Below are 26,829 nucleotides of genomic sequence, written 5' to 3' on the forward strand. Positions count from 1 at the left end.
GGTTGCTCGGGGGCTGACCGGGCGCCGCGCGCCCGGTGTTCGCCTGCAGGCTAGTCAGTGCTCTCGGACTGCTCGTCCTGCAGTTCCGGCAGCTTGATTTCCACATACGCCTGGTCGCGGATCTCGCGGCGCCAGTTCTGCAGCTCTTCCTCGTAGCGGCGATTGCGCAGCAGGTCCGCGGCCTGGTTGCGGATGTACTGGTCGGTCATGTCCTGTTTGCGGCGGTCGTCGACGCGCAGGATATGCCAGCCGAACTCGCTGTGGAACGGCATGCTGATTTCACCCACCGGGGTGTTGTCCATGGCCTGGGTGAATTCGGGCACGAACTGGCCGGGGTTGGACCAGCCCAGGTCGCCGCCGTTGAGCATGGTGCCGATATCCTCGGAGTGCTCCCGGGCCAGTTCGCCGAAGTCGGCGCCGTCGAGGACCTGCTGGCGCAGGTCGACCAGCAGGTTGTAGGCGGCGTCGTCGTCGCGGATGGCGGAAGTCTTCACCAGGATATGGCGCACCTTGGTCTGCTCCACCACCTGCTCGGTGGAGCCGCGCTCGGCATGGATCTTCAGCAGGTGGAAGCCGGCGTCACTGCGGAAGGGCTCGGTGATGTCGCCGACCTCGAGGTTCTCCAGGGCGTCGGCGAACAGCGTCGGCAGTTCCACCGTCTTGCGCCAGCCCAGGTCGCCGCCCTCCAGGGCGTTCTGGCCGGCGGAGTTGGCGATCGCCAGACGGCGGAAGTCGGCACCGCCGCGCACCTGTTCGGCCAGTTGTCCGGCTTTCTGCCGCGCCTCGTCGACCTCGTTGGCGGGGGCGCTGGAATTGACCGGAATCAGGATGTGGCCCAGTTCGTACTGGGGTGACTTCCAGAATTCGCCTTCCTTGGAACGCAGAAAGTTGTCGATGTCCTGGTCGGTGATCTCGATGCGGCGGTTGACGCTGCCCTGCTCGACGCGGCGGATCAGCAGTTCCTGGCGGATCTGCCGGCGGAAGGCTTCCGCGGAGATACCATCGGCGGCCAGGCGCTGGCGGAATTGCTCCGGGCTGGCGCCGGCGTTCTGCTGCACGCGGGCAATGGCCTGGTCCAGTTCGGCGTCGGATACGGTGACGCCGGCGCGCTGGGCCATCTGCAGCTGCAGCCGCTCGACGATCAGTTGCTCCAGTACCTGGCGGCGCAGCACGTCCTCTGGTGGCGCCTGCACGTCCTGCGACTGGATCTGCGCTGAGATGGTGTCGAGGCGTTCCTGCAGCTCGCTGGCCATGACCACGTCGTCATCGACTACGGCCACCACGCGGTCCAGTGTCTGCACCTGTGCGTGGGCGCCGATGGTGAAAAGTGCGGCCAGTGCACAGAGTGCGACCTGTGTCAGTAGACCCTGTTTGCAAGCGGATTTGGTCATTATTCTCATCACTGTTTCAGTACTTCTCTCTGATCAAAATTGGCGATGCCCTGGCTGAGCATACGGGTGACCGTAGTGCCCAGGCCAGCCAGGCCCTTGAGCTGTATCTCCAGGTAGACCCCTTCGTCGAACTCCAGCTCCTCTGGAGTTACCACGTCGGCCAGATCGTTGTCCAGCGAGCGGCGCCAGACCAGGCGCGCACGGTAGCAGCAGCTGTCATATTCGACGCCGGCCAGGTACTCCAGTTCCCGCTCGAATGTGACATCGTAGTTGGCGCGGGCCAGGAGCGAGGTACTGGCGCTCACGGGCACCACCGCGGAGGCGTCCAACTGCTCCACGTCGAACCGCCCCTCCCGGCGCAGGTAGCGGTAGCCGAGGTTGAACAGGCGGAAATCGCTGTCCAGGTAGCGTAGCGTGAAGCTGCCGCGGTTGAGTTCGTTTTCCTGCTCGTCGTAGATCAGTGTGCTGCTGGCGCGCAGGGACTGGATCGGTCGGCTCTCGATGCCCACGGCGAACTCCGAGCGCGGCGAGTCCTCGATGGGCTCGTCCAGCTCGATACGGGTGTCCTCGGCGTAGAAAATCTGCCCGGCGCTGGCGGAGAAGAGGTCGCGGCCGCTGGCGGGATCGACAAGGCGGCTGGTCAGGCCCAGGGCGATGCGGTCGGCGTCGTCGATGCGGTCGTTGCCGTTGAAGCGGCTGTCGCGGAACAGCTGGTGAAAACTGGGGGTGAACAGGGAGGTGTCGAACAACAGGTTGTTGCTCTTGGGGTCGATACCGCTGATGTCGCTGTTGCCCAGCTCCAGGAAGTCGCTCTGGTCCGCCTCGGAGCTGGCCAGCGCGAACAGGCGCGGCTCCAGGGTCTGCACATAGTGGCGGCCGAAGGCGTTGCCGTCGCGCTCGAAATAGAGGCCGGTGTTGAGCGTGAGCTGCGCCGCGGAGGCCTCCGGGGAATCGGTAGTGCCCGGCGCCAGGAATTGGTCGTCCAGTTGGTAACCGAGATGGCGCAGGGCGATGCCGGGGGTGAAATAGCCCCAGAGCCACTGTTTGTCCCAGTCGAGCTCGTAGTCCAGGCGCGCGCGGTCGGCATTGATAAAGTTGCGCGTCCGCTCTGTGATGCTCTCCGGATCGCCCACGTCTTCGATAAAGCGGATTGTCTGGGTGTCTTCGTGGTCGAAGCGGGTGAGTTCGTGATTCAGTGCCAGCGCCCAGTCGCCCCAGCGGTAGGCGCCGTCCAAGTCCAGGCGCGGCAGTTGGCTGAAGGTGTCGAACTTGTCCTTTTCCAGTAGCTGGTACTCCTGGGCGCGTAGCTTGGCCCGCCAGTTTTCACCCAGGGTCAGGCGGCCCTGCACCGTCTGGTTGACCTTGCGCTCCGCGGCCACACTCAGGTTGGCGGTATCCAGGTCGCGGAAGTAGTCGGGATCGCTGACCTTGGTGTAGTCGATATCGGTGTGCCAGAAGCTGTCGTTGCCGCCCTGCTGTTCGAAGTTCAGCAGCCAGCGGTCCTCGCCCTTGGCCGGCAGCACCAGGTCTTCCGGGAAACCCTCTCGAATCAGCTCGCGGGCGTCTTCGTCGTCGCCGCCCTTGTCGTCGGGCAGGCCGGCGACCCGCAGTTCGCTGTTGAACCAGTTGCTCAGGTGGCGCACTTCCACCTCGGCGCCGCTGCCGCGGTGCTGGATATAGCGCGGCACGATGGTGGCGTCCAACTGTGGGGCGATATTCCAGTAGTAGGGGACGGCGATATCCCAGCCGTTCTCGTCGCTGTGGCTGAGGGAGGGGAACAGCAGGCCGGACAGGCGCGCATCGCCCACCGGGAAGCGCAGGTAGGGAAAATAGAACACCGGTACATCGGCGATTTCCAGGCGCACATCGCGCGCCACGCCCTGGCGCTCGACATTGTCGATGTTGATTTCGCCACCGGTCATGCGCCAGAACTCGTCGCCGGGCTCGCAGCGGGTGTAGTCGCCCTCGGTGAGGGTCAGCTCACCGCTGGCCTCGCGAGCGGCGTAGCGGGCACTGCCGTGGATGAAATCTTCGTGCAGCACGTAGGTGGCGTCCTCGATCGCCGCCGCCTCGCTGTCGGTGTGAACTTCTGCCGCCCGCCCGCGGACCAACATACCCGGCTCGCGTATCTCGATGGCGCCGCTGAGGTAGGCGGTGCTCTCGGCGCGGTTCACATCCACCCGGTCGGCGGACAGCTGCCGGTAGCCCTGGGTGACGTGTACATTGCCGCGCAACTGCGCGGTGCCGTCGTCCAGCCACTCGGATTCGTCCGCGGTGGCGCGCAGGGGCGCCTCGTCCGGCAGCCGGTCGGCGTCGCTGTAATTGCGCGGCGGTGCCACAAAGGCCCCGGTACAGGCCGCCGGCAGGGTCGCGCGCCGTTGCGGGCCGAGCTGTTGCCGGGGCAGCCAGTCGAGGTACAGGTAGGGGTTGTAGCCCGGATTGTCGGCGGCACTGTTGTCCGCGGTCTGCGCCCACAGCGGCTGTGCGGCGATCAGGCCGGTGGCCAGGCCTGTGGCAACGGAGCGCGGGCGCGAAATTTTTCCAATGGCCAGCGCCAGGCGGCGCCACCGGGAAGCTTGCAGCATCAGGTGAATAGTTCCGGCTATCTTTAGAGTTTCCGTAGAGGGGAGCGCGGCAGAGCCCCGCGAAAATCAACGGCTGATTCTACTTGAATGTAGAGTCCGATAACACTGACCCGGGCCGCCGTGCCCTCTACCTTTTTTTCGGCGGCCCGGGAATTGGAGCAAATAGTGTCGCCCCGCTGGACGGCGTGGGTGCCACGGTTACAATGCGGGCCGGCCCAGACGCCCCACGATAGAGTAGTAGCGGCAGATGAACGAGCCTTTGACAGACGGAACAGATCAGCGACAGCGGGCGCTCGGCCAGTGGGCCGGGCGCGCGCTTGAGCGCGGGGGACCGCTGACCCTGCACACGCTGGCCGGCGACGCCGGTTTCCGCCGCTATTTCCGCACCGATACGGAGCCGCGCCTGGTCGCGGTGGACTCGCCGCCGGAGCGCACCAATACCGCGCGCTTTGTGGCCGTGGCAGACTACCTGCGCCGCCACGGGATTCACACGCCGCTGGTGATTGCGGCGGATGTCGAGCACGGCTTTATGCTGCTCGAGGATCTGGGCGATCAGTTGCTGTTGGGCGAACTCGACGACGACAGCGTCGAGGGCCTCTACGCCGAGGTGTTGAGCGAACTGCTGTGCCTGCAGCAGATCCCACCGGCGGGTGATCTCTTCCCCAGCTATAGCCGCGAACTGCTGCTGGCCGAAATGCGTATCCTGCCGGACTGGCTGGCGGAAAAGCTACTCGGCTATACGCTCACCGATGCGGACCGGCAGTTGCTGGAAGACACTTTCGCGTTGCTGCTGGACAGCGCCGCGGAACAGCCCCGGGTACTGGTGCATCGCGACTACCACAGCCGCAACCTGCTGCTGCACGACGGCGAGCGGCCGGGAGTGGTGGATTTCCAGGATGCGGTCTGGGGGCCGGTGACCTACGACCTGGTTTCATTGCTGCGCGACTGCTATGTGCGCTGGCCCCGGGAAAAGGTCGAGCGCTGGGCGCTATCCTATGCCGCCATGGCAGCTTCCGTCGGCGTGCTGGAAGAGTTGGAGCCGGCAACTTTCCTGCGCTGGTTCGACTGGATGGGGTTGCAGCGCCATATCAAGGTGCTGGGCCTGTTCCCGCGCCTCTACCTGCGCGACGGCAAGAGCGGTTACCTGCCGGACCTGCCATTGGTGATCCGCTATACCCTGGAGGTCGCCGGGCGCTACCCCGAACTGCAACCCTTTGCGGACTGGTTCCGCGCCCGGCTGCTGCCCCTGGCCGAGACGCAGGACTGGTATCGCGACTACCGCAGCGCCGGCAGCCACAGTACACAATTGCACGAACAGTCCGAATGAGCGATATCGACAGAGAGCAGAATTCCCCGTTGCCCGAGGCACCCGCAGCGATGGTGCTGGCCGCCGGTTTCGGCCGGCGCATGCGTCCGCTGACCGACCGCCTGCCCAAACCCATGCTGCCGGTCGCCGGCAAGCCCCTGATCGAGCACGCCATCGAGCGGCTGGCGAAAGTCGGCGTGCGCCGCGCCGTGGTCAACCTCGGCCACCTGGGCCACAGGATCCGCGAGCATCTGGGGGACGGCGCCCGCTGGGGGCTTGAGATCCAGTACTCCGTGGAGGAAGAACCGCTGGAAACCGCCGGCGGCATCCTGCGCGCGCTGCCGCTGCTCGGCGACCAGCCCTTCTGGGTGGTCAACGGCGACGTCTGGTGTGACTTCGACCTGGATCTGTGGCGCCGGCGCCCGCTGCCCGACGGCTGTCCCGGTCGCCTGCTGATGGTGCCCAACCCGCCCCACAACCCGGGGGGAGACTTCGGTATCGACAAGGGCCTGCTGTCCGGCAGCGCCAGTCCCCGCTATACCTTCGCCGGCATCAGCTGGCTGGATCCCGAAGTGCTGAGCGGGTACCCTCGCGCGCGCGCCCGCTTCGGCCTGGGTGAGGTTTTCACCCACAACGAGGGCCGGCTGCAGGCGGAGCTCTACGACGGCGACTGGTGCGACGTCGGCACCCCCGAGCGCCTGGAGCGCCTCGAAGAGCGCCTCAAATTCTGACAGACAGGAAATCGCCATGCCGGATTACAAGATTGCCCCCTCCATCCTCTCCGCCGATTTTGCCCGCCTGGGCGAGGAAGTGGATGCGGTACTGGCCGCCGGTGCCGACTGGGTGCACTTCGATGTGATGGACAACCACTATGTGCCCAACCTGACCATCGGTCCCATGGTGTGCAAGGCGCTGCGCAAGCACGGCGTGACCGCGCCCATCGACGTACACCTGATGGTGGAGCCGGTGGACGATATGATCCGCCTGTTCGCCGATGCCGGTGCCACCTCGATCACCTTCCACCCGGAGGCCTCGCGCCATGTGGATCGCTCACTGCAGCTGATCCAGAGCCTGGGCTGCAAGGCGGGTCTGGTCTTCAACCCGGCAACCGGGCTGGAGGCGGCAAAATACGTGATGGAGCGGCTGGACATGATTCTGCTGATGTCGGTCAACCCCGGCTTCGGCGGGCAAAAATTCATTCCCGCCACCCTCGACAAACTGCGCGAGGCGCGCAAGCTGATCGACGACTCCGGCCTGGATATCCGCCTGGAGATCGACGGCGGTGTCAAACAGGACAATATCGCCGAGATCGCCGCCGCCGGCGCCGACACCTTCGTCGCCGGCTCGGCCATCTTCAGCGCCGACGACTACGGGGAGGCGATCGAAGCCATGCGGCGTGAACTTGCCCGGTAACTCCCTACGAAGCTCCCCTCTCCCACCGGGAGAGGGGCTGGGGGAGAGGGCGCCCACAAGATGCCCCGTGGCGGGCCTGCGGCCCGCAAGCGGAGCTGGAGCTCCGCGCTCCCGGGAAACCCTTGCCGCCCCCACAATGGATTTGTACACTTATGCGCCTAATCGAGGGAATACCCGTGAGCCACACTGCCCCCCACATCAACAGCTGGCGATGGCGCCGCTAGTCCGCTGAGGCCAATAACCGGCACCGGCACCGACGCCGCCTGGCCGCCTTTCCCGTGGGCGCCCGCTGTATCTACCCGCCCGCCAACCGAATTTCTGCAAACTGACTGGAGTCGCCATGACCCCAAGTGAATACGCCCAACTTGCGTCTGCGGGTTACAACCGCGTACCGCTGGTGCGCCGCGTGCTGGCGGATATCGAGACACCGCTGTCCACCTACCTGAAACTGGCGGCGGGCCGTTACAGCTACCTGCTGGAATCGTTGCAGGGCGGCGAGAAGTGGGGCCGCTACTCGATTATCGGCCTGCCGGCGCGGACCCTGCTGCGAGTTCGCGATCACACTATCACTGTGGAGCGTGACGGCGAGGTGCTGGAGCAGTACGAGACCGCCGATCCGCTGGCATTCGTGGAGGAATTCCAGCAGCGCTACCGGGTGCCGGAACTGCCGGACCTGCCGCGCTTCAACGGCGGCCTGGTGGGCTACTTCGGTTACGACTGTGTGCGCTATATCGAGCCGCGCCTGGCGGACAGCGCGCCGCCGGATACGCTCGGCAACCCGGATATCCTGCTGATGGTCAGCGACGAGCTGGTGGTGTTCGACAACCTGGCCGGGGCGGTGATCTTTGTCGTGCACGGGGATCCCGCTGTCGCCGGATCCTATGATCGGGCCCAGCGGCGGCTGGACGAACTGGTGGACAGGCTGGCGCAGCCGCTGCCGGATACGCCGCCGCTGGACCTGCACGGCAGTGGTATCGATGAGTCGGCCTTTCAGTCCCACTTCGGCGAGGCCGCGTTCAAACAGTCGGTGGACCGGGTCAAGGAGTATGTGCTGGCGGGCGATGTGATGCAGGTGGTGCCGTCGCAGCGGCTGTCGACCCCCTTCGATGCGCCGCCACTGAACCTCTACCGCGCCCTGCGCAGTCTCAATCCGTCGCCCTACATGTATTTCCTCGACCTGGGCGATCACCAGGTGGTGGGCTCCAGCCCGGAAATCCTGGTGCACCTGGAAGACGGCGAAATGACCGTGCGCCCGCTGGCCGGCACCCGCCGCCGCGGCGCCACCGAGGAAGAGGACGCGGCACTGGAGCGGGAGCTGTTGGCGGATCCGAAGGAGATCGCCGAACACCTGATGCTGATCGACCTGGGGCGCAACGACGTCGGCCGCGTGGCCGAGACCGGCAGCGTCCGGGTGACCGAGCAGATGGTGGTGGAGCGCTATTCCCACGTGATGCACATTACCTCCAACGTCGCCGGCAAACTGAAACAGGGCCTCACCGGTATCGACGCGCTGCGCGCGGCGCTTCCGGCAGGGACTTTATCCGGTGCGCCGAAAATCCGCGCCATGGAAATCATCGACGAGCTGGAGCCGGAGAAACGCGGTATCTACGGTGGCGCCGTCGGCTACCTGGCCTGGAACGGCAATATGGACACCGCCATCGCCATCCGGACCGCGGTGATCCGGGACGGCCGGCTGTATATCCAGGCCGGTGCCGGCCTGGTGGCCGACTCCGACCCGCAGTCCGAGTGGGACGAAACCATGAACAAGGCGCGCGCGCTCTTCCGCGCTGCGGCCATGGCGCTGTCGGCGGGGAAGGGCGGCAAGGGCCGCGACCAGAGAGAAAAAATTGCCAGCAATGAACGAAGTTAGTCTTTCGCAGAAGCTGTCCCCGGCCGAGCTGTGCCGGCGGGTGGCCGAGTCGCCGCTGTTCAGCCAGATCGTAATCGGCCTGATTCTGCTCAATGGCGTGGCCGTGGGCCTGGAGACCTCGCAGTGGATCGTGGGCCGCTTCGGCGGCCTGCTCGCCGGTGTCAACCAGCTGATCCTGGTCTCGTTTGTGGTCGAGGCGGCGATCAAGATGGCCGCTTGCGGCAACCGCCCCTGGCGCTATTTCGCCAGGGGCTGGAACTGCTTCGATTTCAGCATCATCGCGCTCAGCCTGATTCCGGCCGCCGGCCCCATGGCGACCCTCGCGCGCCTGGTGCGCGTGCTGCGGGTGTTGCGACTGGTGTCGGCCTTCCCGGAGCTTCGCCTGCTGGTGGATACACTGTTGCGCAGCCTGCCCAGCATGTTCCATATCGCGCTGCTGATGAGCATCATCTTCTATATCTACGGCGTGGCCGGCTATTTCCTGTTCCACGAGATAGACCCGACCCACTGGCGGAGCCTGCCGATTGCACTGCTGAGCCTGTTCCGTATCGTCACTTTCGAGGACTGGACCGATATCATGTATACCGCCATGGATGCCATGCCCTGGGCCTGGGTCTACTTCATCAGCTTTGTGGTCATGGGCGCGTTCGTGATGATCAACCTGTTTATCGGCGTGGTGCTGAACAACCTGGAAGAGACCAAGCTGCGCCGCCTGGACGAACTGCAGGTGCCGCCCAGCCAGACGGAAATCCTGCGCGAGCTGCGCGCGACCCAGGAGGCCCTGGCGCGCATGCAGAAACGCATGGATCCGGAAATGCAACAGAGAGAGAGGCCTGGATAAGGGAGCCGCACAATGATTCTGATGATCGACAACTACGACTCCTTTACCTGGAATGTCGTGCAGTATATGGCCGAGCTGGGCGCCGATGTGAAGGTGGTGCGCAACGACGAGATCGGTGTGGCCGATATCGACGCGCTGGAACCGGAGAAGATCGTGATCTCGCCGGGGCCCTGTACCCCCAACGAGGCGGGCATCTCCATGGACACCGTGCGCCGCTTCGCCGGGCGGATACCGATCCTGGGGATCTGCCTCGGCCACCAGAGCATCGGCCAGGTTTTCGGCGCCCGCGTGGTGCGCGCCGGGCAGGTGATGCACGGCAAGACTTCGCCCATCGTGCACAACAACCTGGGGGTGTTCCACGGCCTTTCGAACCCGTTCGAGGCCACCCGCTACCACTCGCTGGTGGTGGAGAAGGGCGGCCTGCCGGAGTGCCTGGAAGTCACCGCCTGGACCGAGCGCGAAGACGGCGAGATCGATGAGATCATGGGCCTGCGCCACCGCGAACTGCCGGTGGAAGGGGTGCAGTTTCACCCCGAGTCCATCCTCACGCAACACGGCCACGATATGCTGAGAAACTTTCTGGAAGCCTGAGCAGGCTCCTGCAGCGGGAAGAACAAAAAGGGAGAACAGATGAATATCCAACAGGCCATCGCCAAACTGGTGGACGGCGATCACCTCACCCGCGCGGAGATGCGCGATACCATGGGCCAGATCATGCGCGGCGAGGCCGAGGAGGCGCAGATCGGCGGTCTGCTGGTGGCGTTGCGCCTGCGCGGCGAGACGGTGGAGGAAATCGCCGGTGCGGTGGAGGTGATGCGCGAGCTGGCGAAAAAGGTGGACCTGGACCTGACCAACGCCGTGGATATCGTCGGCACCGGCGGCGACGGTGCCAACCTGTTCAACGTCTCCAGCGCCGCCAGCTTTGTCGCCGCGGCCGCGGGCGCGCGGGTGGCCAAGCACGGCAACCGCTCCGTGTCCTCCAGCAGCGGCGCCGCGGATCTGCTGGACCGGGCCGGCATCTACCTGGAACTGGATACCGGGCAGGTGGCGCGTTGCGTCGACACCGTCGGCGTCGGTTTTATGTTCGCCCCTAGCTACCATAGCGCCATGCGTCACGCGGTGGGCGCGCGCCGGGCGCTGGGGCTGCGCACCATCTTCAACCTGCTGGGGCCCATGACCAATCCCGCCGGCGTAAAGCGCCAGGTGATCGGCGTCTACGACCGCAGCTACTGCCGCATCCTCGCGGAAGTGCTGCAGAGCCTCGGTGCCGAGCATGTGCTGGTGGTCCACAGTGAGGACGGGCTGGACGAAGTCAGCCTGGCGGCGGACACCCACGCGGTGGAACTGAAAGACGGAGAACTGCGCGAGCTCAGTATTCGCCCGGAGGATTTCGGCATCGAGCGCCGCGACCTGTCCGGCCTGACCGTCGACGGCGCCGCCGAGTCACTGGCCCTGATCCGGGCGGCCCTGGGGGGCGACGACAGTGCGGCGGCGGACAAGGCCGCCGATGTGATCGCCATGAACGCCGGCCTGGCCATCTACGTCAGCGGTGTAGCGGACAGCGCCGAACAGGGCGTGGCCATGGCCCAGGATGCCATCGGCAGCGGTCTCGCCGGGGAGAAAATAAAAGAGCTGGCGGCCTTTACCAGCGCCTTCCGACCGGAGACCCCGGGCGAAGGAGAAAAGGCAGCCGCGGGCGATGCCGGGGAGAAGCGCTGATGACCACGCCCACGATCTTGAAAACCATTGTCGAGCGCAAATGGGAAGAGGTGGCCCAGCGCCGGCAGCAGTGTCCAATGGCGGAGCTACAGGCGAAAGCCGCGGATCAGCCGCCGGCGCGCGGCTTTGTCGCCGCGCTGGAATCGAAGCTGGACGCGGGCGAGGCGGCGGTGATCGCCGAGATCAAGAAGGCCTCGCCCAGCAAAGGCGTCATTCGCCCGGACTTCATCCCTGCGGAAATCGCCACCAGTTACGCCAAAGGCGGTGCCGCCTGCCTGTCGGTGTTGACCGATGTGGACTATTTCCAGGGCAGTGACACCTACCTGCAGCAGGCCCGCAACGCCGTGCGCCTGCCGGTGCTGCGCAAGGACTTCACCGTGGATCCCTACCAGGTCTGCGAGGCCCGCGCCATCGGCGCCGACTGTATCCTGCTGATCGCCGCTTGCCTGGAGGATGCGCAGATGCAGGACCTGAACGGCCTGGCCCTGGAACTGGGGCTGGACGTGCTGGTGGAGGTCCACGACCGGGAAGAACTGGAGCGTGCCCTGAAGCTGCCCAACCGCCTGATCGGCATCAACAACCGCAACCTGCACACCTTCGAGGTACAGCTGGAAACCACCTTCAAACTGCTGGAGCTGGTGCCGGACGACCGCATCGTAATCACCGAGAGCGGCATTCACACCACCGACGACGTCGCCGCCATGCGCGGCCACAACGTCAACAGCTTCCTGGTGGGGGAGGCCTTCATGCGTGAGCCGGAGCCGGGGCGCAGGTTGATGGAGATGTTTAACTGATAAGTGGGACTCGGGACGCCGGGAGCGCGGAGCTCCAGCTCCGCTTGCGGGCCGAAGGCCCGCCCTGGGAGCCTGTCCCGCAGGCGATAGTCCCCTATCGCAAATGGTGAGCCCTATGTTCGTCCTTCCAGCCACCCCTTCAGCGTGGTCCGTAAACCACCATCGTTTTGCCCTTCACCACACCAGGGTCTTCAGTACCCGCCCGACCAACTAGCTCCCGCGAGCAGCCGACGATACGGCTGATATCCCGGTGGATGATTGTGTGGAAACAAAAGACAGGCATGCTAACTGCTAAATAATTTCCAGAACCCTTGCGCGACAATGCAGAAGTTTATTGCACCGCATGCGTTTAAAAATATAGCCTCTTTTTATTGTCAGGTTTAGAGTTTTTTCTGATTCCTGATTCTGTCGTCTAAATGCTTCCGATTCTGGTGCTGGGGTTTCTGTCGGTATTGAGTGCTATGGCCCCGAAGTTTTCGTGAGAGGGTTGGGATGAATGAAATTGCGGAGCCTGTCGGAGTTTGTGGATCTTATGCCTTGGTGAGCATGGAATCTGATTCCGAAGGTGGAGATCGGTTCTATCCTTTTGGGGAAAATCCATCGGGCGCTTTAATTTACAACCCGGATGGGTATATGAGCGCAAATATCGTCTCCCGGAACAGGTCCTTATCAAATGGCCGCATAGAGTATGTCGATGGAGAGGGCGGTCAGAATGAAGTTTTTCGCAATGAATACATCGGTTATAGCGGATGCTATACCGTCGAGTGGTTTTCCAAAGAGGGCGATCCAGTTAGGAAAGGCGTGATTTATCATAGTGTCGAAGTGTCCTTTTATCCGGATTGGGTGGGATCTGTATTTAAGAGGCCATTTTCTCTGGAGGGACATATATTGATTATTGCTGCTCCGGAGCCGCGTGTAGGGCCGGATGGCAGGTCCTACAGAAGCCGTCTCGTGTGGCGGCGTAAAGCTTGAAGTAGAGGCAGCATCCGGCGTTTATCGCACTGCTTTGAACAATCTTGCCGGGTTTTTCCGCTACCCTTCTCACCACTATAAAGTACTCAGGATTGCTGGATAGGTGTGCAGTATTTGCTCGCTATTTCCAAAAATAATTGCAAGGGGGATTTTATGCTTTCTCTATCCGAGCCGAGTAATCTTTCCGCTCTGCTTCTTTGGGGTACGGAATTTCCCGACGATATTCCCGTATACCAGTTTCGCGGAGAAACTATCTATCGCCACCAGTTGAAAGAAGACGTAGCCAGGAAGGCCGTGGCTCTTGGTAAGATCTTCAGTCCGGGTGATCGTATAGTCATTTGCCTGAATGATAGCTGTTCTCTGGTTAGCCTTTTTCTGGCAGCGGTTGCCGTTGGCGCGGTTCCGGCTATTGTGAATCCACGGTGCCGGGAATCTACGCTTTGTGACTTGTTGGCTCAAAGTGAAGCGAAGGGGATTTTCCTTGTTGAGGACCGCGCTGAAGGTTCTGTCCGCGAGTCAGGTGTGCAGGTGTTCTGTGATAAGGGCGCCGACGATATATCATTTGCAAGCTTTGGTTTGCATGAGATCTCCGGGGGATGCCTGCCCGTTCAGGAGTTTTACAAGACTGAAATGGATGAGTGCTGTTATTTACAATATACCTCCGGCTCTACCGGGAAGCCAAAGGCAGTGATGCACAGCGTGGCGTCGACGTTGGGGTTCTGCAGGGCTCTGACTAACTATATCGGAGGTGAGATTGGCTGGAGAAGTTATTCCGCTCCGAGAATGTTTTTCGGTTATGGCATGGGGAACAGCCTGTTTTTCCCGCTCTACGCCGGATGGCATGCTTTGGTACACCCTGGATGGCCGACGCCGGAATGTGTGCGGGAATCGATTGAGGCGTTCTGTCCGGATTTGTTGTTTGCTGTTCCCGTAATTTACAGTCATTTAAAAAGCCATGAGGGTTGTCTCGAAAAAGTTCGGGTTGCCATCTCGGCCGGGTCCCCCCTTCCAGAGCCGGAGTATCGATTCTGGGCACAAAAAGGTCTGCATTTGTGTGATGGTCTGGGGGCAACTGAAATGGGGCACATTTTTATGGCGCAACCCCATTCTTTGCGTGAATACAGTTGCGCGGGTGCGCCGCTTCCAGGGTACGAGTGTGAATTGCGAGATCAGGCAGGTGTCCCTGTTGTGGAAAACGACCGAGAGGGCGTACTTTTTGTGCGGGGGCCCGGTATGGCAGCAGGTTACAGGGGAATGCCTGAAGTTACAGACGAACGTTTCGCGCACGGATGGTACAAAACCGGTGACCTTTTCAGTCGGGATCGGAACGGATTTCATCACTTTCGCGGCCGTGTTGATGACCTCTTCAAGGTAAGGGGGCGCTGGGTGACACCGCAAATGGTAGAGCAGCGTTTGCTTGAAAGTTTCTCAGAAATTACAGAGGTTGCACTGGTGGCGAGCGATATGCAGGACGATCAGTATAACCCGACGCTTTTTATTGCCGGCTGTGATTTATCAGATGGGTTTATCGATAAGGTAGAGAGTTGGATAAAATTGGAGTGTGAGCCGCAGATGGTTCCCAGATCAATACTTCCTGTGGATGCCTTGCCTCGCAATGATAATGGGAAGCTGGATAGGAAAGAGGCCCAGAAAAAAGCCCTTGCATTTCTGCGGTCAGAGTTGTCGGTTAAGCCTTAGTGAGTTTGTGTCCACGGTGAGATTGCTGGCAAGCCGGGAAAGCAGCTTCTTGGGTCGACAGCAAGAGCGGCTTGTTTGTGTCTCGCCAGGGAGTTGAGCTAATGAATGAACGGGGCGGGCTGGTGATCAGTGGTCTTGGTTATGCTTTGCCGGAAGAGTCGATCGGCAATTCTGATGTGGTTGCGCGCATGAATACCTCTGAGCAGTTTGTCGTCGAGAGGACGGGAGTGCATTCGCGCCGATATGTTTCCGGGAGCGACGGAGTCAGCAGTCTTATGCTGCCCGCGGCCAAGGACGCCATGGGTGACGCGAACCTGAAAGTCGACAACATAGACGCGCTCATTGTGAATACTCTGTCGCCGGATGTGCACGATCCGGCGCAAGCGTGCTTGATGCAAGCGAAACTGGGCCTTGGAAAAATCCCGGCCTTCGACATTCGTGCACAGTGCAGTGGTTTTCTGTACGCGCTTGAACTGGCGAGGTCGTTGGTTTCGAGCGGTAGCTACGAGCATATTCTGATAATTTGCGGAGAGGCCCTCTCCAAGAGGCTGGACTGTTCCGATGACGGCCGCAACCTGGCAATTCTACTCGGCGATGGCGCGGCGGCGGCGGTGGTTTCCAGGGCATGCGTCGATGGCGGTTTGAAAGATCTCAGGTTGGGTGCCGATGGCGATTATTTCGACTTGTTGAAAACGTTGAAACCCGGCAGTGCCGGCCCCTCGTTTTTATCTGATGACGATTTGCTGGAAATGCGCCACCACTTTCGTATGCAGGGGCGGCAGATGTTCTCTCATGCCAGTAGTACCTTGGTGCGTATATCCCGGGAGTTGTTGGTGGCGCACAATCTGGAAGTTGGCGATATCTGCCGCGTGATATGCCATCAGCCCAACCTACGTATCCTGGATGACGTACAGAGGCAGCTACAGATACCGGATGAGAAGTTGCCCATCACTGTGGACCGTTTGGGCAATATGGCATCCGCATCGCTGCCGGTCACCCTGGCTATGCAGTGGCCGGAGATTCAGCCTGGAGAGCTATTGCTGCTTATCGCGTATGGTTCCGGAGCAACTTGGGGGGCAGCCCTGTATCAAGTATAGGTACTGTCACAAGGGCGCGTGCAGGGGGCGCTCCCTGTCCGGAGCGCGCTGCAGTGATTTGGGTGAAAATTGACCTGTTCGATAGTTGGCCAGTTTCGGCTTTGATGGCCTAGCGCCAACTTCCAGGAACTGGGCAGTCCACGGTTGCTGCCCTGTTCAGCGCGTCCCGTAAACCACCATCGTCTTGCCCTTCACCGATACCAGCCCCTGCTCCTCGAGCGTCTTCAGCACGCGGCCGACCATCTCCCGCGAGCAGCCGACGATACGGCCGATCTCCTGGCGGGTGATCTTGATCTGCATGCCTTCCGGGTGGGTCATGGCATCCGGCTCGTTGCACAGGTCCAGCAGGGTGCGGGCCACGCGGCCGGTCACGTCGAGGAAGGCCAGGTCGCCCACCTTGCGGGTGGTGTTGCGCAGGCGGCCCGCCATCTGCGTAGCCAGGGAGAAGAGGAATTCCGGGTGCTGGCGGGTCAGGTCCTGGAACTTGCTGTAGGAGATCTCCGCCACCTCGCACTCGGTCTTGGTGCGTACCCAGGCGCTGCGGGTGTCCTGGTCGAACAGCCCCATCTCGCCGAAATAGTCGCCGTCGTTCAGGTAGGCGACGATCATCTCGCGGCCCTCGTCGTCCTCGATCAGCACGGTCACGGAGCCGCGCATGATGAAGTAGAGCGATTCGCAGCGGTCGCCCGCGTAGATGATGGTGCTCTTGGCCGGATAGCGACGCCGGTGGCAGTGAGCGAGGAAATCTTCGATATTGCCGATAGACATGGGTTCTTCGGTAGCAACCGTCACGGATCTACTCCTTATAATTTTTGGACTTGTGTGCCTGATCCCGACCAAGAAGACGCCACAGCACAACAGGTGAATTATGGCGCTAAAAGCCTGTCCCCAACAGTGGCCGGGTCCGGCAAACGCTCGCAGTGTGATCTGGAACACTGTGGCCCTGCCAAGACTGACCTTATAGCGGCTGTGGGGTCCAGTGGCAACCGCTTTGATTCTGCGACCGGTTGCTTGTCTTTTGATGACATCCAGTTGGCACCACTATACCGGAAAGCGGCCGGAGCGGGGAGCGTGGATCTATATGATAAGCTTCGCGCCCTCTCATTCTGAAGGAGTTAGGCAATGCAGGGCAAAGTTACCTGGGTAGACGAGCTGACTTTTGTCGGCGAGGCCGGCAGCGGCAATTCGGTGGTGATGGAAGGCGGGCGCAAGAACAACGGCATCCGCCCGATGGAGATGATCCTGCTGGGGGTGGGCGGCTGCGCCTCCTACGACGTGGTCAGCATCCTGCAGAAGTCGCGCCAGGAGGTGATCTCCTGCCACTGTGAGCTGAACGGCGAGCGCCCGGACGAGACGCCCTCCCCGTTTACCCGCATCGAGATGAAATTTGTCGTGCGCGGCCGCAAGGTGAAGGAAACCCAGGTCAAGCGGGCCGTGGAGCTTTCGGCGGACAAGTACTGCTCGGCCTCGATCATGCTGAAGAATGCCGGTGTGGAGATAGTGCACAGCTACCGTATCGAGGAAGTCTGACCAGTGGCGGGTGGTCGGTGACCGCGCCTCATACCCGATAGCTGGCCGAGGTCATGGCCCTGGACACCAGTGTCATCAGCCCCTTGAGCGGCGCCGGGAAGCGGGCGCCGCCGGCTTCCAGGGCGGCGTGGCCGTGGGCTTCCTCGTCCTCAAGCATCTGCTCCACCACCGCGCGGCTCCTGCGGTCCCGCTCCGGCAGTCGCTCGAGGTGGCTCTCCAGGTGCCTGCACACCTGTTCCTCGGTGGCGGCGACAAAGCCGAGGCTGACGCGGTCGCTGACCTTGCCGGCGGCCGCGCCCAGGCCGAAGGAGAGGCCGTACCAGAGCGGGTTCAGCAGGCTGGGGTGGCTGTGCAACTCGTCCAGGCGCTGCTCGCACCAGGCCAGGTGATCGATTTCCTCGTCCGCGGCTTGCTCCATCTCGCCGCGCACTTCCGGCAGTTTCGCGGTCAGCGCCTGGCCCTGGTAGAGGGCCTGGGCGCAGACTTCGCCGCTGTGGTTGACCCGCATCAGGCCCGCGGCGCGGCGGCGCTCGGCCTCGTCCAGCGCCGCGTCCCGCTCGTCCCGGGCCGGCGAGGGCCGCCCGTGACAGGGCGCACCGGGGCTCAGGGTGCGCAGTGCGCGGTCCGCCTGTAGCAGCAGGCGGTCGATACCGGTCAGTTTGCGTTCACTCACGAGTTTGTCCTTCATTGTCGACTAGGGTGCGCACGGCGCACCCTACGCCGGGTCAGCTGGTGGCGGCTTCCTCGCGCGCGATGGCGCGGTAGCCGATATCCTTGCGGAAGAATACACCGTCCCAGTAGATGGCCCTGGCGGCTTTGTAGGCGTTGGCCTGGGCCTCGGCGACAGTGTCGCCCAGAGCGGTGGCGCAGAGTACGCGGCCGCCGCTGGTGACCACCCGCTCGCCGTCCAGCGCCGTACCGGCGTGGAAGACCTTGGCATCTTCGCTATCGGCCCGCTCCAGGCCTGAGATGGCATCGCCCTTGCGGTAGCTGCCGGGGTAGCCCTTCGACGCCAGCACCACACCCAGTGCCGGGCGCGAATCCCACTCGACCGTCTTCTCGTCCAGGCGCTTCTCCACCGCCGCGGCGCACAGGTCCACCAGGTCGGACTTGAGGCGCATCAGGATCGGCTGGGTTTCCGGGTCGCCGAAGCGGCAGTTGTACTCGATCACCCTGGGCGCGCCCTTGGCGTCGATCATCAGGCCGGCGTAGAGGAAACCGGTGTAGGGTATGCCCTCGGATGCCAGGCCCCGGACCGTGGGCTCGATCACCTCGGCCATGATGCGCTGGTGGACGTCACCGGTGACCACCGGTGCTGGCGAGTAGGCGCCCATGCCGCCGGTATTGGGACCGGTATCGCCGTCGCCGACACGCTTGTGATCCTGGCTGGTGGCCATCGGCAGGATATGCTCGCCATCCACCATGACGATGAAGCTGGCCTCCTCGCCGGTCAGGAATTCCTCGATCACCACCCGGCAGCCGGCGTCGCCGAAGGCGTTGCCGGACAGCATATCGCGCACCGCCAGCTCCGCCTGCTGCTCCGTCTCGGCGACGATCACGCCCTTGCCAGCGGCCAGGCCATCGGCCTTGACCACGATGGGGGCGCCCATCTTGTGGATGTACTCCAGCGCCGGCTCCACCTCGGTGAAATTGCGGTAATCGGCGGTGGGGATGTCGTGGCGCTCGAGGAAATCCTTGGTGAAGGCCTTGGAGCCCTCCAACTGCGCCGCCGCCTTGTCGGGGCCGAAGATGGCCTGGCCGCGGCCGTTGAAGAAGTCGACGATACCGTCGACCAGCGGCGCTTCCGGACCGACGATGGTCAGCTCGACGCTGTTTTCCTCGGCGAAATCCGACAGCGCGGAGAAGTTGTCGACGCCGATGGCGACATTTTTCAGCTTGGGCTCGCGCGCGGTACCGGCGTTGCCCGGCGCCACGAATACGGTGTCGACGGCGGGATTCTGGGCCGCTTTCCAGGCCAGGGCGTGCTCGCGACCGCCTGCGCCGATAATCAGTACATTCATTCTTTATTTCCCCTCAGTCGGCCGGTGGTTCCTGTTGGAGGCCTATTCTAGCCCGATTGCCCACCGGACAAGAAAAAAGCCGGCCCATTGTGCGCCGGCTTTTGTGACCGATTTGTGGTCAGTGCCGCCTGTTAATGGCGGAAATGGCGCATGCCGGTAAACACCATGGCCATATCGTGCTCGTCGGCGGCGGCGATGGTCTCCTCGTCGCGCATGGAGCCGCCCGGCTGGATCACTGCGCGCACACCCACCGCGGCGGCGTTGTCGATACCGTCGCGGAAGGGGAAGAAGGCGTCGGACGCCATCGCCGAGCCCTTCACCTCCAGGCCCGCATGCTCGGCCTTGATGGCGGCGATACGCGCCGAGTTGACGCGGCTCATCTGGCCGGCGCCGACACCGATGGTACGGCCGCCCGCGCCATAGACGATGGCGTTGGACTTCACGAACTTGGTCACCTTCCAGGTGAACAGCAGATCGCGGATTTCGTCTTCCGACGGCTGGCGTTTGCTGACCACCTTCAGGTCGCTCTCGGCGATCAGGCCGCTGTCGCGATCCTGCACCAGCAGCCCGCCGTTGACGCGCTTGTAGTCCAGGCCCGGCGCGCGCTCGCCGCCCCACTGGCCGCTGGCCAGCAACCGCACGTTTTTCTTGCCGGCCACGGCCGCTTTCGCCTCGTCGGAGACGGACGGCGCGATAATCACCTCGACGAACTGGCGCTCGACAATAGCCCTGGCGGTCTCGCCGTCCAGCTCGCGGTTGAAGGCGATGATGCCGCCGAAGGCGGATTCGCTGTCGGTCTCGAAGGCCAGGTCGTAGGCCCTGCGCAGATCTTCCGCGATGGCCACGCCGCATGGGTTGGCGTGCTTGACGATCACGCAGGCGGGTTCATCGAAACCCTTCACGCACTCCAGCGCCGCGTCGGTATCGGCGATATTGTTGTAGGACAGCGCCTTGCCCTGAAACTGCTCGGCGGTGGCGATGCCGGCCTCCGCCGGGGTCGGTTCCACATAGAAAGCGGATCTCTGGTGCGGGTTCTCGCCGTAGCGCAGATCCAGTTTCTTCTCGAACTGGCTGTTGAAGGTGCGCGGGAAGGCCTGCTTCTCGCCGTCTGCGGAGATTGAGCCCAGGTAATTGGCAATAGCGCCGTCGTAACCGGCGGTGTGCTCGAACGCCTTCACTGCCAGGTCGAAGCGGCTGTTATGACTCAGCGCGCCGTCGTTGGCTTTCATTTCTTCGATGATACCGTCGTAGTCGCCGGCGTTGACAACGATCGCCACATCTCTGTGGTTCTTGGCCGCCGCACGCACCATGGTGGGCCCGCCGATATCGATATTTTCGATGGCGTCTTCCAGGGTGCAGTCCGGTTTGGCGACGGTCTGGGCGAAGGGATACAGGTTGACCACCACCATATCGATGGGTGTGATGCCGTGCTCCGACATGACGCCGTCGTCGGTGCCGCGGCGACCGAGGATGCCGCCGTGGACTTTCGGGTGCAGGGTTTTCACCCGCCCGTCCATCATCTCCGGGAAACCGGTGTAGTCGGAGACTTCCACTACCGGGATACCGGCTTCCTTGATCTGGCGGTGGGTGCCGCCGGTGGACAGAATCTCCACGCCCAGTTCGGAGAGGGCGCGGGCAAAATCGACAATACCGCTTTTGTCCGAAACGCTGATCAGCGCGCGGCGGATGGGAGTTTGGTCGGTCATTGGGTTCCGTTCCAGTTTGAGATTGGTAGGAGTTTAGTGGTGGTCGGGTGGTTTTGTGTTCGGGCGCCAATGGTGCGCACGGCGCACCCTACGATTCGGGGCCTGATAAGAATACCGAGGCTTAATGCGAAGGTCGTGCTGCCGGGAGCCGTTTGCGGGACTGTCTGCGAGAGGGACCTCGCGGACAAGCCCCCATGGATGGGTTCACGGCGTGTCCCGCAAACGGCTCCCGGCAGTACGGCCGCCCCCGGTTCTATTTACGAGCAGCAAAGCCCGAAACACAAAAGCCGCGCTGCGCGCGGCTCTATCTTTCTATCGTCAGAATTTAATCGGCTGAATTACAGCAACCCGTAACGCTTCAGTTTCTTGCGCAGGGTGCCGCGGTTCAGGCCCAGCAGTTGTGCCGCGCGGGTCTGGTTGTGGCGGGTGTACTTCATTACCACTTCCAGCATCGGCGCCTCGATTTCGGACAGCACCATGTCGTAGACATCGGTGACCATCTGTCCGTCCAGGTGACGGAAGTAGTTTTCCATCGCCTGCTCGACCGCATCGCGCAGCGACTGCTGCTGCGGCTGCGCCAGTTGCGTCTGCCCCCCGGTGGATACCTCTTCGTTGCCGGCATCCGGAATCAGTGCTTCATTATTCATGCCGCTTGTGCCCCTCTCGTTATTCGGCGTTCAAACCACTCTTGAACGCTGGCATGTTGTGCTCGAGCGCTTTCTAATTGGAAAAAGGTCTTGCGAAAGGACTCGCTCCCCGCGAGTGTCTTCAGGTACCAGCCCACATGCTTGCGGGCGATACGGACCCCCATCATTTCACCGTAGAAACGGTGCAATTCGCCCAGATGGGCGAGCAAAATATCCCTGACTTCTCCCAGTGCGGGTTCCGGCAGCCTCTCCCCCGTGGCGAGGAAGTGCCCGATCTCCCGAAATATCCATGGCCGTCCCTGTGCTGCACGGCCAATCATCACTGCAGCTGCGCCTGTGTAGTCGAGCACCTCGCGGGCCCGCACTGCATCGGCGATGTCACCATTGGCGAAAACCGGAATTTTCACCCTGGATACAATATCGGCAATGGTATCGAATTCGGCCTGACCGCGATACCCGCAGGCGCGGGTGCGCCCGTGTACGGCCAGGGCCGAGATACCTATGTCTTCAGCCATTCTGGCCACCGCGACCCCGTTGCGCGAATCCGGGCACCAGCCGGTGCGGATTTTTAGGGTCACAGGTACTGAGACGGACCGGACCACGGCTTCCAGAATATCCGCGACCAGTTTCTCGTCCCGCAGCAGGGCCGATCCCGCCGCCTTCCTGCAGACTTTCTTCGCCGGACAACCCATATTGATATCGATGATCTGGGCACCGCGGCGTTCGTTCTCGCGCGCCGCCTCCGCCATCATTTCCGGATCGCCGCCGGCGATCTGCACGGAAACGGGCTCCGCCTCACCGCCGTGATCCAGGCGCAGTCGCGATTTGCGGCTGTTCCACAGGCGCGTGTCCGAGGTCACCATCTCCGATACCACCAGCCCGGCGCCCAGGCGCCGGCACAGCCGGCGGAAGGGCCGGTCGGTGACGCCGGCCATCGGCGCCAGGATTACCGGGGTGCCGATAATGTAGGGGCCAATGGCTGTGGACACAGTCGCTCCGGTGGATAGTCAGCGGGCGTTGTGACGCTCCGCCTGCGCAAAAATGAGCCGCCTATGATAGCGGCTGCCCCGGCGTTGGAAAAGCGAAAAAGCGCGCAAATTGGTTGCGGAGTGCGCGTTTAGTGTGTCAATTGGGCAATTTTTGCTGATTTAAGCGCCAATTGGCGTTGCTGTCTCGCCGCGTCTGTGAGCGCTACCTGACGATATGCAGTTCGTAATTCACCGCTTCGCTGCCCGGGTCGATGATCTCGATGGCGATATGCACCGGGCTGCCGCTGGGCATCCGCTCGCTGCCGGCCAGCTCGCCCCGCAGGTAATCCCGCGGGGTGAAGCGGCGACCGGCGACCGGTCGGCTCTTGAGGTCGGTGAAACTGAGCTGCAGGCTGGGGAAGGGCTGCGCAAAGGGGGCCGTGTTCAACAGCACCGCATCCACCACCAGCGCGCCGGCCAGTTCCGGGTGGCTGCGCACCACCAGGTTGGAGGTACGGATCGCCTGCCGATCCAGCAGTGGCGGCAGCTCACAGCCGAGTGTCGGGCAGGCCGCGGCGTAGAGTTGGCGCCAGGGCTGCTGTTTGCTCAGGCTGTCGAAGCGGAAATAGCCCACTTGTGCCGCCAGGCCCGCCAGCAGTACCAGTGCCAGTAGGGTCCAGAGCCAGCCGGGCACGCGCCTGTCGCGTTTCGGCTGCCAGGACACCTCCAGCGGTGCCGGCTCGATGGCGCTGATCAGGTGATTGCGTTCGTGCCGGGGGGAAATGTCGCCGTCCTCCCTGGGCGCGGCTTGGGGCCCGATCTGCTGCAGCCGCTCGGACATTCCGTCCCGGGCCGGCTCGTCGCTCCACGGATTGGCGTGGGTGGAGGCCGGTGGATCCGGGGATTCGTTGGCCCAGGGATCGTCCGGGTCCACTATCAGCTCATCGATATCGTCGTCGCCGCTGGCGGCCGCCCGCGTCGCGGTGCTGGTTTCCTGCCACTGCTCTTCGCCGAAGGCCTCGCCGATCAGCGGCTCGTCTTCAATCTTTCCCGTGTCCGGGCCGGCTTCGGTGGTGGCTTCCTCTACCGGCATCGTGGGCGGGGCCGGTTCCCCGTCGCCGCTGCCGAGATCGATATCGTCGTGAATCAGGAAGTCGTCGTCTTCCAGCAGCGCCTCGAGATCCTGGCTTGCGCCGGGATCGCTCTCGGTAAAGACGATGTTCTCATCGGCGCGGAACACCTGCAGGCAGGAGCCACAGCGCACGGCGCCGCGGGCCGCGCGCAGCTGTTGCTCGTTGACATGGAATGAGGTGCTGCAGTGGGGGCAGCGGGTGACCAGTTGCGACATTCGATTTGGCTTGCGTTTATCGGACGGACAAGTTTATCAGCCCTCTGTACGCAGGCGAACCTGATTGGCACTCAGTTTGGGGCAATTCCGTACGGCACACAGGGAGCTAGTGTACGCGAGTGCCGCTGAGGCGCACCCACTCCTCGCGCCGGCCGTCCTCGTCGAACTCGATCCACTGGCGGTAGGCCGCTTTCACCGTTTCCGCCTGGCTGGCGAGAATGCCGGAGAGGCAGATGCGGCCGCCGGGTTTGGTCAGCCCGGCCAGTTGCGGCGCCAGCTCCACCAGCGGGCCGGCGAGGATGTTGGCCAGCATCAGGTCCACCGGCTCCCGTGGCAATCTGTCTGGCATATAGACCGGGAAGCGCTCCGGGTCCAGGCCGTTGCGGGCGGCGTTGTCGCGGCTGGCGATCAAAGCCTGTGGATCGATATCGGTACCCAGGGCGCGTTCGGCGCCGAGCAGCAGGGCGCCGATGCCGAGGATACCGGAGCCGCAGCCGAAATCGATCGCGCTCTTGCCGGCCAGGTCCTCACCGGCCAGCCACTGCAGACACAGGAAGGTGGTGGGGTGGGTGCCGGTGCCGAAGGCCAGGCCGGGGTCCAGCAGCAGGTTGACCGCCTGCGGGTCCGGCGGTTCGCACCAACTGGGGCAGATCCAGAGGTTGTCGGCGCACTGGATGGGTCTGTAGTGGCTCATCCACTCCCGTTCCCAATCCTTGTCCTCGAGCTGTTCCCAGCGGGCATTGGGCAGCAGTTCGCAGAGAAAGGAGGCGGCCCTGGCCTCCGCCACGGCGGTGTCCACTTCGGCGTCGAAGAGGCCGGTGACGCGGGTCCGGTCCCACAGCGGCATCTCGCCCAGGCCCGGTTCCAGGATCGGCTGGTCGGCGTTGTCCTGCAGGGTGACGGACACGGCGCCGGCGAACAGCAGCGCGTCCTCGATTTTGTCCGCGTGTTCGCGGTCGGTGTCTACTCGGAGTTGGAGCCAGGGCATAGGGGGTGATCGGTGGTTTGTGGTGTGTGTAGGGGCGGATTGTGGCCGCTGTGGGCCGCCGGGCCTTGTCTGGCAAGTGCCTGTAAGCAGATGGGGTGGCGGCCCTACTACCGGGGGCTGTTTGCGGGACACGGACTAGGCGTCCCCCCGTTAATCCATCCCTGGAGGCTTGTCCGCGAGGTCCCTCTCGCAGACAGTCCCCGGTAGTAGGGCCTTCGCATCGGACATGGGTATTCTTTTCGGACCCGGGTTCCGTGATCCCGAGCTAAATCCCCAACTTCTTCTCAAGATAGTGAATGTTCACCCCGCCCTCGGCAAAGGCCTCGTCCCGGACCAATTCTTCCTGCATCGGGATATTGGTCTTGATGCCGTCGACGATCAGCTCCGACAGTGCCACGCGCATCCGCGCCAGGGCCGCTTTGCGGTCCTCGGCGTGGGTGATCACCTTGGCGATCATGGAGTCGTAGTTGGGCGGGATGGTGTAGCCGGAAAACAGGTGCGAATCCACGCGCACGCCCAGGCCGCCGGGGGTGTGGAAGTTGTTCACCTTGCCCGGGCAGGGGAAGAAGGTCTTCGGGTCCTCGGCGTTGATGCGACACTCGAAAGAGTGGCCGCGGACGACGATATCTTCCTGTTTCAGGGACAGCTTCTCGCCCGCGCAGACGCGAATCTGCTCCTTGATCAGGTCGATGCCGGTGACCATCTCGGTGACCGGGTGCTCCACCTGGATGCGGGTATTCATCTCGATGAAGTAGAAGCGCTCGTCCTCGTACAGGAATTCGAAGGTACCGGCGCCGCGGTAGCCCATCTCGACACAGGCCTGGGTACAGGCCTCCTGCACGTCGCGGCGCACATTGTCGGGAATGCCCGGCGCGGGCGCCTCTTCCAGTACCTTCTGGTGGCGGCGTTGCAGGGAACAGTCGCGGTCGCCCAGGTGTACGGCGTTGCCCTGGCCGTCGGACATCACCTGGATTTCCACGTGGCGCGGGTTCTGCAGGAACTTCTCCATGTACACGGTGCTGTCGCCGAAGGCGGCACCCGCTTCGGACTTGGTCACCGAGATGGCGTTCAGCAGCGCCGCCTCGGTGTGCACGACGCGCATACCGCGGCCGCCGCCGCCGGAGGCGGCCTTGATAATCACCGGGTAGCCGATCTCGCGGGCGATCTCCAGGCAGCGGTCGCTGTTTTCCGGCAGTGGGCCGTTGGAGCCTGGCACCGTGGGGACGCCGGCCTTTTTCATCGCCTCGATCGCGGACACCTTGTCGCCCATCAGGCGGATGGTGTCGGCGTCCGGGCCGATGAAGGTAAAGCCGCTCTTCTGCACCTGCTCGGCGAAGTCGGCGTTCTCGGACAGGAAGCCGTACCCCGGGTGTACGGCCACGGCGTCGGTAATCTCCATCGCCGAGACGATGGCGGGGATGTTCAGGTAGCTCTGCGGCGACGGGTTGGGGCCGATACAGACAGCCTCGTCCGCCAGGCGCACGTGTTTCAGGTCGCGGTCCACCTGCGAGTGCACGGCGACGGTGGAGATACCCATCTCCTTGCAGGCGCGTAGCACGCGCAGGGCGATTTCGCCGCGGTTGGCGATCAGGATCTTGTCAAACATACTGAATCACCCCGCTCAGACGATGGTCACGAGCGGCTGGTCGAACTCTACCGGCTGTCCGTCCTCCACCAGGACCTGGTCGATGGTGCCGGCCTTGTCCGCCTCGATCTGGTTCATCATCTTCATCGCCTCGACGATACAGACCACATCGCCCACCTTGACCTGCTGGCCGGCCTTGACGAAGGGCTCGGCGCCGGGGCTGGAGGCGGCGTAGAAGGTGCCCACCATGGGCGATTTGATCGGGTGGCCGGTTATTGCCGGTACCGACTCGGATTCGGCGGGCTCGGCGGGGGCCGGGGCGCTCGCCGCCGGGGCCGGCGCCGGAGCGG

The 26,829-nt window shown here is 63.2% G+C and carries 24 protein-coding genes and 1 pseudogene; 12 read left to right on the forward strand and 13 right to left on the reverse strand.

Annotation, left to right across the window (positions count from 1 at the left end; genetic code table 11):
- Positions 1-50 precede the first annotated feature (50 nt).
- Entirely contained in the window at positions 51-1,391 is a 1,341-nt protein-coding gene (locus OQE62_RS09875) for a peptidylprolyl isomerase (RefSeq protein ID WP_265721863.1), read from the reverse strand.
- 8 nt (positions 1,392-1,399) lie between these two features.
- Positions 1,400-3,976, reverse strand: a complete 2,577-nt coding sequence (locus tag OQE62_RS09880; RefSeq protein ID WP_265721864.1) for an LPS-assembly protein LptD — start codon at positions 3,974-3,976, stop codon at positions 1,400-1,402.
- Between the two features lie 259 nt (positions 3,977-4,235).
- Between OQE62_RS09880 and OQE62_RS09885 the strand changes: the two genes are divergently transcribed.
- The 8 genes from OQE62_RS09885 (at position 4,236) to trpC (ending at position 11,919) form a co-directional block, all read left to right on the forward strand.
- The gene (locus OQE62_RS09885; RefSeq protein WP_265721865.1) at positions 4,236-5,303 is read left to right on the forward strand and encodes an aminoglycoside phosphotransferase family protein; all 1,068 of its coding nucleotides are present in this window, start codon (positions 4,236-4,238) and stop codon (positions 5,301-5,303) included.
- A complete protein-coding gene (locus tag OQE62_RS09890) occupies positions 5,300-6,013 on the forward strand; it encodes a nucleotidyltransferase family protein (protein WP_265721866.1) in 714 nt (237 codons plus the stop codon). The genes OQE62_RS09885 and OQE62_RS09890 overlap by 4 nt, the downstream gene beginning before the upstream one ends.
- A gap of 16 nt (positions 6,014-6,029) precedes the next feature.
- Entirely contained in the window at positions 6,030-6,695 is a 666-nt protein-coding gene (gene rpe, locus OQE62_RS09895) for a ribulose-phosphate 3-epimerase (RefSeq protein ID WP_265721867.1), read from the forward strand.
- Between the two features lie 340 nt (positions 6,696-7,035).
- A complete protein-coding gene (gene trpE / locus OQE62_RS09900; RefSeq protein WP_265721868.1) occupies positions 7,036-8,565 on the forward strand; it encodes an anthranilate synthase component I in 1,530 nt (509 codons plus the stop codon).
- On the forward strand, positions 8,552-9,406 hold the full coding sequence (locus OQE62_RS09905; RefSeq protein ID WP_265721869.1) for an ion transporter: 855 nt from the start codon (positions 8,552-8,554) through the stop codon (positions 9,404-9,406). Before trpE ends, OQE62_RS09905 begins: the two co-directional genes overlap by 14 nt.
- A gap of 12 nt (positions 9,407-9,418) precedes the next feature.
- Positions 9,419-9,997: an anthranilate synthase component II gene (locus OQE62_RS09910; protein WP_265721870.1), complete on the forward strand. Its 579-nt coding sequence runs from the start codon at positions 9,419-9,421 to the stop codon at positions 9,995-9,997.
- Positions 9,998-10,036: 39 nt separating this feature from the next.
- Entirely contained in the window at positions 10,037-11,125 is a 1,089-nt protein-coding gene (gene trpD, locus OQE62_RS09915) for an anthranilate phosphoribosyltransferase (RefSeq protein WP_265721871.1), read from the forward strand.
- Entirely contained in the window at positions 11,125-11,919 is a 795-nt protein-coding gene (gene trpC, locus OQE62_RS09920; RefSeq protein ID WP_265721872.1) for an indole-3-glycerol phosphate synthase TrpC, read from the forward strand. The genes trpD and trpC overlap by 1 nt, the downstream gene beginning before the upstream one ends.
- 139 nt (positions 11,920-12,058) lie before the next feature.
- On the opposite strand, the pseudogene OQE62_RS09925 reads toward trpC, so the two are convergent.
- Positions 12,059-12,178 (reverse strand): annotated as a pseudogene (locus OQE62_RS09925) (transcriptional regulator Crp); the annotation flags it as partial.
- Between the two features lie 233 nt (positions 12,179-12,411).
- Here OQE62_RS09925 and OQE62_RS09930 point away from each other — a divergent pair.
- The 3 genes from OQE62_RS09930 (at position 12,412) to OQE62_RS09940 (ending at position 15,686) form a co-directional block, all read left to right on the forward strand.
- Positions 12,412-12,891: a lipocalin-like domain-containing protein gene (locus OQE62_RS09930; RefSeq protein WP_265721873.1), complete on the forward strand. Its 480-nt coding sequence runs from the start codon at positions 12,412-12,414 to the stop codon at positions 12,889-12,891.
- 105 nt (positions 12,892-12,996) lie between these two features.
- Entirely contained in the window at positions 12,997-14,589 is a 1,593-nt protein-coding gene (locus OQE62_RS09935) for an AMP-binding protein (protein ID WP_265721874.1), read from the forward strand.
- A gap of 101 nt (positions 14,590-14,690) precedes the next feature.
- Positions 14,691-15,686: a beta-ketoacyl-ACP synthase 3 gene (locus OQE62_RS09940; RefSeq protein ID WP_265721875.1), complete on the forward strand. Its 996-nt coding sequence runs from the start codon at positions 14,691-14,693 to the stop codon at positions 15,684-15,686.
- Positions 15,687-15,842: 156 nt separating this feature from the next.
- On the opposite strand, the gene crp is transcribed toward OQE62_RS09940, so the two are convergent.
- Positions 15,843-16,478 (reverse strand): cAMP-activated global transcriptional regulator CRP, encoded by a 636-nt coding sequence (gene crp / locus OQE62_RS09945; RefSeq protein ID WP_265721876.1) that lies wholly within the window; start codon positions 16,476-16,478, stop codon positions 15,843-15,845.
- 330 nt (positions 16,479-16,808) lie between these two features.
- On the opposite strand from crp, the gene OQE62_RS09950 reads away from it, so the two are divergent.
- Positions 16,809-17,216: an OsmC family protein gene (locus tag OQE62_RS09950; protein WP_265721877.1), complete on the forward strand. Its 408-nt coding sequence runs from the start codon at positions 16,809-16,811 to the stop codon at positions 17,214-17,216.
- A 28-nt stretch (positions 17,217-17,244) separates the two neighbouring features.
- Here the strand turns inward: OQE62_RS09950 and coq7 are convergent, their stop codons facing one another.
- The 9 genes from coq7 to accB all read right to left on the reverse strand — a co-directional run.
- The gene (coq7, locus tag OQE62_RS09955) at positions 17,245-17,889 is read right to left on the reverse strand and encodes a 2-polyprenyl-3-methyl-6-methoxy-1,4-benzoquinone monooxygenase (RefSeq protein WP_449288956.1); all 645 of its coding nucleotides are present in this window, start codon (positions 17,887-17,889) and stop codon (positions 17,245-17,247) included.
- A gap of 52 nt (positions 17,890-17,941) precedes the next feature.
- Entirely contained in the window at positions 17,942-19,237 is a 1,296-nt protein-coding gene (gene purD / locus OQE62_RS09960) for a phosphoribosylamine--glycine ligase (RefSeq protein WP_265721879.1), read from the reverse strand.
- A gap of 131 nt (positions 19,238-19,368) precedes the next feature.
- On the reverse strand, positions 19,369-20,943 hold the full coding sequence (gene purH, locus OQE62_RS09965) for a bifunctional phosphoribosylaminoimidazolecarboxamide formyltransferase/IMP cyclohydrolase (protein ID WP_265721880.1): 1,575 nt from the start codon (positions 20,941-20,943) through the stop codon (positions 19,369-19,371).
- A 338-nt stretch (positions 20,944-21,281) separates the two neighbouring features.
- The gene (gene fis, locus OQE62_RS09970; protein WP_250461435.1) at positions 21,282-21,590 is read right to left on the reverse strand and encodes a DNA-binding transcriptional regulator Fis; all 309 of its coding nucleotides are present in this window, start codon (positions 21,588-21,590) and stop codon (positions 21,282-21,284) included.
- Positions 21,587-22,579 carry a tRNA dihydrouridine synthase DusB gene (gene dusB / locus OQE62_RS09975; RefSeq protein WP_377535390.1) on the reverse strand — a complete coding sequence of 331 codons (993 nt, stop codon included), beginning with the start codon at positions 22,577-22,579 and terminating at the stop codon, positions 21,587-21,589. The genes fis and dusB overlap by 4 nt, the downstream gene beginning before the upstream one ends.
- A gap of 202 nt (positions 22,580-22,781) precedes the next feature.
- Positions 22,782-23,906, reverse strand: a complete 1,125-nt coding sequence (locus OQE62_RS09980; protein ID WP_265721882.1) for a DUF3426 domain-containing protein — start codon at positions 23,904-23,906, stop codon at positions 22,782-22,784.
- Between the two features lie 106 nt (positions 23,907-24,012).
- Entirely contained in the window at positions 24,013-24,894 is an 882-nt protein-coding gene (gene prmA, locus OQE62_RS09985; protein WP_265721883.1) for a 50S ribosomal protein L11 methyltransferase, read from the reverse strand.
- 265 nt (positions 24,895-25,159) lie between these two features.
- Positions 25,160-26,500: an acetyl-CoA carboxylase biotin carboxylase subunit gene (gene accC / locus OQE62_RS09990; protein WP_265721884.1), complete on the reverse strand. Its 1,341-nt coding sequence runs from the start codon at positions 26,498-26,500 to the stop codon at positions 25,160-25,162.
- Positions 26,501-26,515: 15 nt separating this feature from the next.
- On the reverse strand, positions 26,516-26,829 hold a 314-nt coding region (accB, locus tag OQE62_RS09995), incomplete at its 5' end, for an acetyl-CoA carboxylase biotin carboxyl carrier protein (protein WP_265721885.1).

This window comes from Microbulbifer halophilus (assembly GCF_026183675.1).
GTDB classification, from domain to species: domain Bacteria; phylum Pseudomonadota; class Gammaproteobacteria; order Pseudomonadales; family Cellvibrionaceae; genus Microbulbifer; species Microbulbifer halophilus.